Raw genomic sequence first — 6,127 nt, 5'->3', positions numbered from 1 at the left:
GGCAACGTGGTAGCAGCTACCCGAGATGTTGGAGAATCGCCAGCACTAGCAGATTTGATCGGCAGCGTGAAAATCATGCTCGATGCCTTCGAACAGGGCACGCTAGACAAGATTTACATCGTGTCTAATGACTTTGTAAATACCATGACTCAGGCTCCGACAGTTCGTCAGGTATTACCCATCGAGGCAGATGAAACCATGGAGGTCAAATACCCTTGGGATTATTTGTACGAGCCAAACGCGGAAGAACTACTCGAGTCATTAATGGCTCGATATATTGAGTCTCAGGTGTATCAAGCGGTCGTTGAAAACGCCGCGTGTGAGCAGGCCGCGAGAATGCTAGCGATGAAAAATGCATCGGATAATGCGGGTGAAATTATCGATGAGCTTCAGTTGGTCTACAACAAAGCTCGACAAGCGGCTATTACGCAAGAACTTTCTGAAATTGTGGGCGGCGCGGCGGCGATTAGCTAAGTGCTGTAAGAAATTGGTGCGCAATCATTGCGCTAAGTAAGAGTAAATAGAGGATCCGAACATGAGCAGCGGACGCATTGTTCAAATCATCGGCGCGGTAATTGACGTTGAGTTCCCCCGTGATGAAGTGCCACAGGTCTATGATGCCTTGTTGGTTGAAGAGAAAGGCTTAACTCTTGAGGTTCAGCAACAATTAGGCGATGGCGTTGTTCGCGCGATTGCGATGGGTTCTTCTGAGGGTGTAAGCCGCGGATTGCCTGTAACCAATACCAAGGCACCGATTCAGGTTCCAGTGGGGATCGCCACTTTGGGTCGAATCATGGACGTTTTGGGTAACCCCATTGATGAGAAGGGCCCTATCGGCGAAGAGGAGCGTGCTTCTATTCACCGCAAAGCGCCAACTTATGAAGAACTGGCTGCTAGCGAAGAGTTGTTAGAAACCGGTATTAAAGTTATCGACTTGGTTTGCCCCTTCGCAAAAGGTGGTAAGGTAGGTCTGTTCGGCGGCGCCGGCGTAGGCAAAACCGTAAACATGATGGAGTTGATTAACAACATCGCGACCGAGCACTCAGGTTTGTCTGTATTTGCTGGTGTAGGCGAGCGTACTCGTGAGGGTAACGACTTCTACTACGAAATGCAGGAATCAAAAGTTGTAGACGTCGAAAACTTCACCAATTCTAAAGTAGCAATGGTTTACGGCCAGATGAATGAGCCGCCAGGAAACCGTTTGCGCGTTGCATTGACTGGCTTGACCATGGCAGAGAAGTTCCGTGATGAAGGCCGTGACGTATTATTGTTCGTGGATAATATTTATCGTTACACACTGGCAGGAACCGAGGTGTCGGCACTGTTGGGCCGTATGCCTTCAGCAGTAGGTTACCAGCCTACACTGGCCGAAGAAATGGGTGTGCTGCAAGAACGGATTACGTCAACGCGTGTGGGTTCTATTACCTCGATTCAGGCGGTATACGTGCCCGCGGATGACTTGACGGATCCATCGCCAGCTACAACGTTTGCTCACTTAGATTCAACGGTTGTACTAAGCCGAGATATTGCAGCGAAGGGTATTTACCCAGCGGTAGATCCGCTGGATTCAACGTCTCGCCAGTTAGACCCGCTGTTGGTCGGTCAAGAGCATTATCAAACGGCCCGCGGAGTCCAAACCGTCCTGCAGCGTTATAAAGAACTAAAAGATATCATCGCCATCCTCGGTATGGATGAATTATCTGAAGAAGATAAACAAACCGTAGACCGCGCACGTAAGATAGAGCGTTTCTTATCACAGCCGTTCCACGTCGCTGAGGTATTCACGGGCGCGCCGGGCAAATACGTCTCTCTGAAGGACACTATTGCTGGGTTCTCTGCGATTTTATCCGGTGAGTATGACCACTTGCCTGAGCAGGCCTTCTATATGGTTGGCACCATTGAAGAAGCCGTTGAGAAAGCCGCAAAGCTGTAAATTGACGAAAGGTAAGGACATCACGTATGGCCATGACAATACATTGTGACATCGTCAGTGCAGAGCAAGAGATATACTCTGGCTTAGTTGAAATGCTTGTCGCTACCGGCGCCCTTGGTGAGCTTGGTGTAGGGTATGGTCATGCACCCTTACTTACATCACTTATTCCAGGGCCTGTTCGCATCATCAAGCAAAACGGTGAGGAAGAGATATTTTACGTATCTGGCGGGTATCTTGAAGTGCAGCCAGGCATCGTGTCTATTTTGGCCGATACAGCGCTTCGCGCAGAGGATATGGATGCCGCGGCGGCGGAGCAAGCCCGCAAGGATGCGGCTGATGCTCTAGAAAACCGATCGTCAGACTTTGATTATGGACGTGCGTCTGCGCGCTTGGCGGAAGCGGCGGCACAGCTACGAACGCTGCAAAAAATTCGACAAAAAACCCGCTAAGCCGATTGGCGGTAATAGTTTACAAACCCGACGTCAAGTCGGGTTTTTTGCTTCTACATGACAAAATTGTCATAGCAAATTACGCCGGTGGCGGTACTATTGAGCGGGGGAGACACTATGACACTGAATATTGTAATACTTGCTGCAGGGCAAGGGTCTCGCATGAAAAGCGACACACCAAAAGTGCTGCACACTATCGCTGCGAAACCCTTGCTTGGTCATGTGCTTGATACAGCAGCGGCGCTTCATAGCGATCAGACCGTGGTTGTGTACGGCCATGGTGGAGAGCAGGTTCGGCAAGCATTTGCTGAACGCAGTCTGACCTGGGTAGAGCAAGTTAAACAACAGGGTACCGGTCATGCGGTCTTACAAACACTCCCCAACTTAGATACTAAAGCGACGGCATTGATCCTTTATGGCGACGTTCCCCTACTTCAAGCGTCTACACTGCAGCCACTAATTGCCCGTGCACAACAAGGACCGGCTCTGTTAAGCGCTTTACTGGCTGACCCCCACGGCTACGGGCGAGTCGTGCGTAATGAGGCGGGTCTATTTGCGCGAGTGGTCGAGCAAAAAGATGCCAATGAGGATGAGCTCGGCATCAAGGAAGTGAATACGGGCGTTATGGCGATGCCTGTTTCTATGCTGAACAAGTATTTACCCTTAGTGACGAACAATAATGCGCAGGGTGAATACTATCTCCCCGACGTACTGCCAATGGCGGTAGCCGATGGTTTTGCCGTTCAAGTTGTAACCGTTGATAATGCGGTAGAAACCGAAGGTGTGAATACGCGGGCTCAGTTGGCGCAACTTGAACGCGCCTATCAACTGCGGGAAATTAAAGCCCTGATGGATCAGGGTCTGGGTGTTGCCGACCCTGCTCGGATCGATATACGAGGTTCGTTAACCGTTGGTAAAGATTGCTTCGTTGATGTGAACGCGGTTTTTGAAGGCGACGTTGTGCTCGGCGACAACGTGACTATTGAACCTAACTGCGTCATTCGTAATTCTACTATTGGATCAGGCTCACGAATCTGCGCCATGAGTCACTTAGAGCAGGCAAGCGTTGGTGCTTCGGCTACCATTGGGCCTTTCGCCCGCTTACGGCCCGGAACAGAGCTGGCGGCTAACACAAAAATCGGCAATTTTGTCGAAACCAAAAAAGCCATTTTGGGTGAAGGTTCGAAGGTTAACCACTTGTCTTACATCGGCGATGCCGTCTTGGGCTCTGGGGTTAATGTGGGAGCCGGAACTATCACGTGTAACTATGATGGCGCAAACAAATTTCAAACGACGATGGGAGACAATGTGTTTGTTGGCTCTAACTCCACGCTTGTCGCTCCCGTAACCATTGAAACTGATGGTTTTGTGGGTGCGGGCTCAGTCGTGACCAAAACAGTGGGCCCGGGTGAACTTGCCATTGGCCGAGGTAAGCAACGTAATATTTCGGGCTGGAAACGTCCCGAAAAAAACAAGTAGGAATTACTATGTGCGGCATTGTGGGCGCGACAGCGCAACGTCCAGTATCTGAGATACTTCTTTCCGGATTACACAGTCTAGAATATCGCGGCTACGATAGCGCCGGTATTGCCCTACTCGACGACGGCCAGCTGTATCTTTCGAAGCATCAAGGCAAGGTAGCCAACTTGGAAGATGCTATTAACGCCAACCCATCTAACAGCCATGTAGGTATTGCTCACACCCGTTGGGCAACGCACGGAGTACCGTCATCGGAAAACGCACACCCGCATGTCAGCCATAATCGCGTTGCCATTGTGCACAACGGAATTATCGAAAACCACGACGCTCTGCGAAAAGAGCTGCAGGCTCAAGGCATCGAGTTTAGCTCGCAAACCGACTCGGAAGTTATTGCTCACTTACTCTACCTAGAAGTTCACAAGGGCGAAGACCTTGATCAGGCCCTGGAGCATGTGGTTGAACGTTTAGAGGGTGCGTATGCAATCGCCGCGATAGATATTGCCCACCCAGAACGTATCGCCGCGGCTCGGCATGGTAGCCCTTTGGTTTTAGGCATTGGTTTTGGTGAGTATTTTGTGGCCTCAGATCCACTGGCCTTGCGCCAAGTGACGAATCGGTTTATTTACCTAGAGGAAGGCGATCGAGTTTCCTTAACGCCAAAGCATTATCACGTGTGGGCGCGCGATGGCCACACTGTCGAGCGGCCGATTGTCGAGCTTAAAGACAAACTCGACCAAGCCAGTAAGGGCGATTTTGATCACTTTATGTTAAAGGAGATCTACGAGCAGCCCCGAGTTTTAGCCGAAACCGTCAGTTATGCGGGTCTACCAGCAGTTGACGAAACGATTTTTGGTGACAACGCTAGTGCTGTTTTTGATCAGGTCGAGGCCATTCAAATTGTGGCCTGCGGTACTTCGTATCACGCTGGCATGGTCGCTAAATACTGGTTCGAGCAGCATTTGGGTATGCCCTGTTACGTCGAGGTTGCGTCGGAGTTTCGTTACCGCGCTCGCGCTAAACGCCCCAATACCCTCTTGCTAACCATTTCACAGTCGGGCGAAACCGCTGACAGTTTGGCCGCGCTTCGCGACGCAGCGCCCGGTGAGTTTTTGGCCTCTCTCGTTATTGCCAATGTCGATAACAGCGCTCTAGTTCGTGAAAGTGATCTCGTCTTTTTAACGCAGGCAGGTCCTGAAATTGGTGTCGCTTCGACCAAAGCGTTCACGACGCAGTTGGTGGGTGTACTCGTACTGTTGTTGGCATTTGGTCGTCGCAAAGGCTTAGATGCTGACGTTCAGAACCAGCTGTTGCAGGCGCTTCGTTCGCTACCGGATGATGTCGAAGCCGTGCTCGCGCAGCGCGCTCGCATTGAGGCGGTGTCAGAGCGGTTTATTCAAAAACACCACGCTCTGTTTTTGGGTCGAGGCGTGTATTACCCTATTGCGCTCGAGGGTTCGCTCAAACTTAAAGAGATTTCCTACATTCACGCCGAGGCATATCCCGCCGGCGAGCTCAAGCACGGCCCCCTAGCTCTAGTTGATGAAGACATGCCAGTCATTGCTGTGGCACCTAACGATGAACTCCTAGAAAAACTGCGTTCTAACTTGGAAGAGGTGCGTTCGCGCGGCGGCGAGCTCTACGTCTTTGCGCCCGAGGAAGCCGGCTTTGAAAGCAGTGACCGTGTGCATGTGATTAACATGCCGCATTGTGATGCGATTACCAGCCCAATTACCTACACCGTTGCCCTGCAGTTGCTGTCTTACTACGTGGCTATTCAGAAAGGTACGGATGTGGATAAGCCAAGGAATTTGGCGAAGTCAGTGACGGTGGAGTAGGTTCGACAGGTGCCTTATTAACGGTTCACCCAGTCTTCACGACTATGCCGTACGCGAACAATAAAAATATCGCCGTTGTTTTCTTGTGTATAAATAATGATGTGTGATCTAAACGGGTGAACTCTCACCGGAGGTGACAATTCAAACCTTTGCCAAACAATCAAGTCTCTACTCTGCCGCAAAAAATATCTAACTGCTCTGAGGTTGGTTTCTAAAGTAAGCATGGTGTTACAAAAGCGTAATATTTCCCATGCGCACAATCTGACTACCTGCTAGCATTCTTGTTCCTTAAATCTTTGAATTTATCTCCGCACCATTGCCCGGTGCACCGTACACAAGGGATGTTTATGAACCAGAACTTTAAAAGAACCGCCTTGGCGGCTGCGATCGCTTTGCCGTCATTCAGCGCCGGCTTCGTTACCCCAGCGATC

The 6,127-nt window shown here is 50.6% G+C and carries 6 protein-coding genes; 5 read left to right on the top strand and 1 reads right to left on the bottom strand.

The window, feature by feature from the left end; all coding sequences use genetic code 11:
- The 5 genes from ACTF5Z_RS08245 to glmS all read left to right on the top strand — a co-directional run.
- A partial coding sequence (locus ACTF5Z_RS08245; protein WP_438985222.1) for a F0F1 ATP synthase subunit gamma occupies nt 1-474 on the top strand: 474 nt, incomplete at its 5' end.
- Nucleotides 475-535: 61 nt separating this feature from the next.
- Nucleotides 536-1,933, top strand: coding sequence for a F0F1 ATP synthase subunit beta (gene atpD, locus ACTF5Z_RS08240; RefSeq protein WP_423848854.1), 1,398 nt, complete (start codon nt 536-538; stop codon nt 1,931-1,933).
- A gap of 26 nt (nt 1,934-1,959) precedes the next feature.
- Nucleotides 1,960-2,382, top strand: a complete 423-nt coding sequence (locus tag ACTF5Z_RS08235) for a F0F1 ATP synthase subunit epsilon (RefSeq protein ID WP_438985221.1) — start codon at nt 1,960-1,962, stop codon at nt 2,380-2,382.
- 117 nt (nt 2,383-2,499) lie between these two features.
- Nucleotides 2,500-3,861, top strand: a complete 1,362-nt coding sequence (gene glmU, locus ACTF5Z_RS08230; RefSeq protein ID WP_438985220.1) for a bifunctional UDP-N-acetylglucosamine diphosphorylase/glucosamine-1-phosphate N-acetyltransferase GlmU — start codon at nt 2,500-2,502, stop codon at nt 3,859-3,861.
- Between the two features lie 8 nt (nt 3,862-3,869).
- Nucleotides 3,870-5,696 (top strand): glutamine--fructose-6-phosphate transaminase (isomerizing), encoded by a 1,827-nt coding sequence (glmS, locus tag ACTF5Z_RS08225; protein WP_438985219.1) that lies wholly within the window; start codon nt 3,870-3,872, stop codon nt 5,694-5,696.
- A 17-nt stretch (nt 5,697-5,713) separates the two neighbouring features.
- Here the strand turns inward: glmS and ACTF5Z_RS08220 are convergent, their stop codons facing one another.
- Nucleotides 5,714-5,920, bottom strand: a complete 207-nt coding sequence (locus ACTF5Z_RS08220; RefSeq protein WP_438985218.1) for a type II toxin-antitoxin system RelE/ParE family toxin — start codon at nt 5,918-5,920, stop codon at nt 5,714-5,716.
- Nucleotides 5,921-6,127 lie beyond the last annotated feature (207 nt).

Origin of the sequence: Aequoribacter sp. (assembly GCF_965659035.1) — a bacterium.
Classification (GTDB): domain Bacteria; phylum Pseudomonadota; class Gammaproteobacteria; order Pseudomonadales; family Halieaceae; genus Aequoribacter.
Note: the sequence above shows the minus strand (reverse complement) of the source record. Positions and strands in the feature narration are given on the sequence as shown.

Excerpts from the sequence above, each read along its gene's own strand:
- glmU (WP_438985220.1), top strand. The coding sequence starts at position 2,500 with ATGACACTGAATATTGTAATACTTGCTGCAGGGCAAGGGTCTCGCATG.
- glmS (WP_438985219.1), top strand. The coding sequence starts at position 3,870 with ATGTGCGGCATTGTGGGCGCGACAGCGCAACGTCCAGTATCTGAGATA.
- ACTF5Z_RS08235 (WP_438985221.1), top strand. The coding sequence starts at position 1,960 with ATGGCCATGACAATACATTGTGACATCGTCAGTGCAGAGCAAGAGATA.
- atpD (WP_423848854.1), top strand. The coding sequence starts at position 536 with ATGAGCAGCGGACGCATTGTTCAAATCATCGGCGCGGTAATTGACGTT.
- ACTF5Z_RS08220 (WP_438985218.1), bottom strand. The coding sequence starts at position 5,920 with ATGCTTACTTTAGAAACCAACCTCAGAGCAGTTAGATATTTTTTGCGG.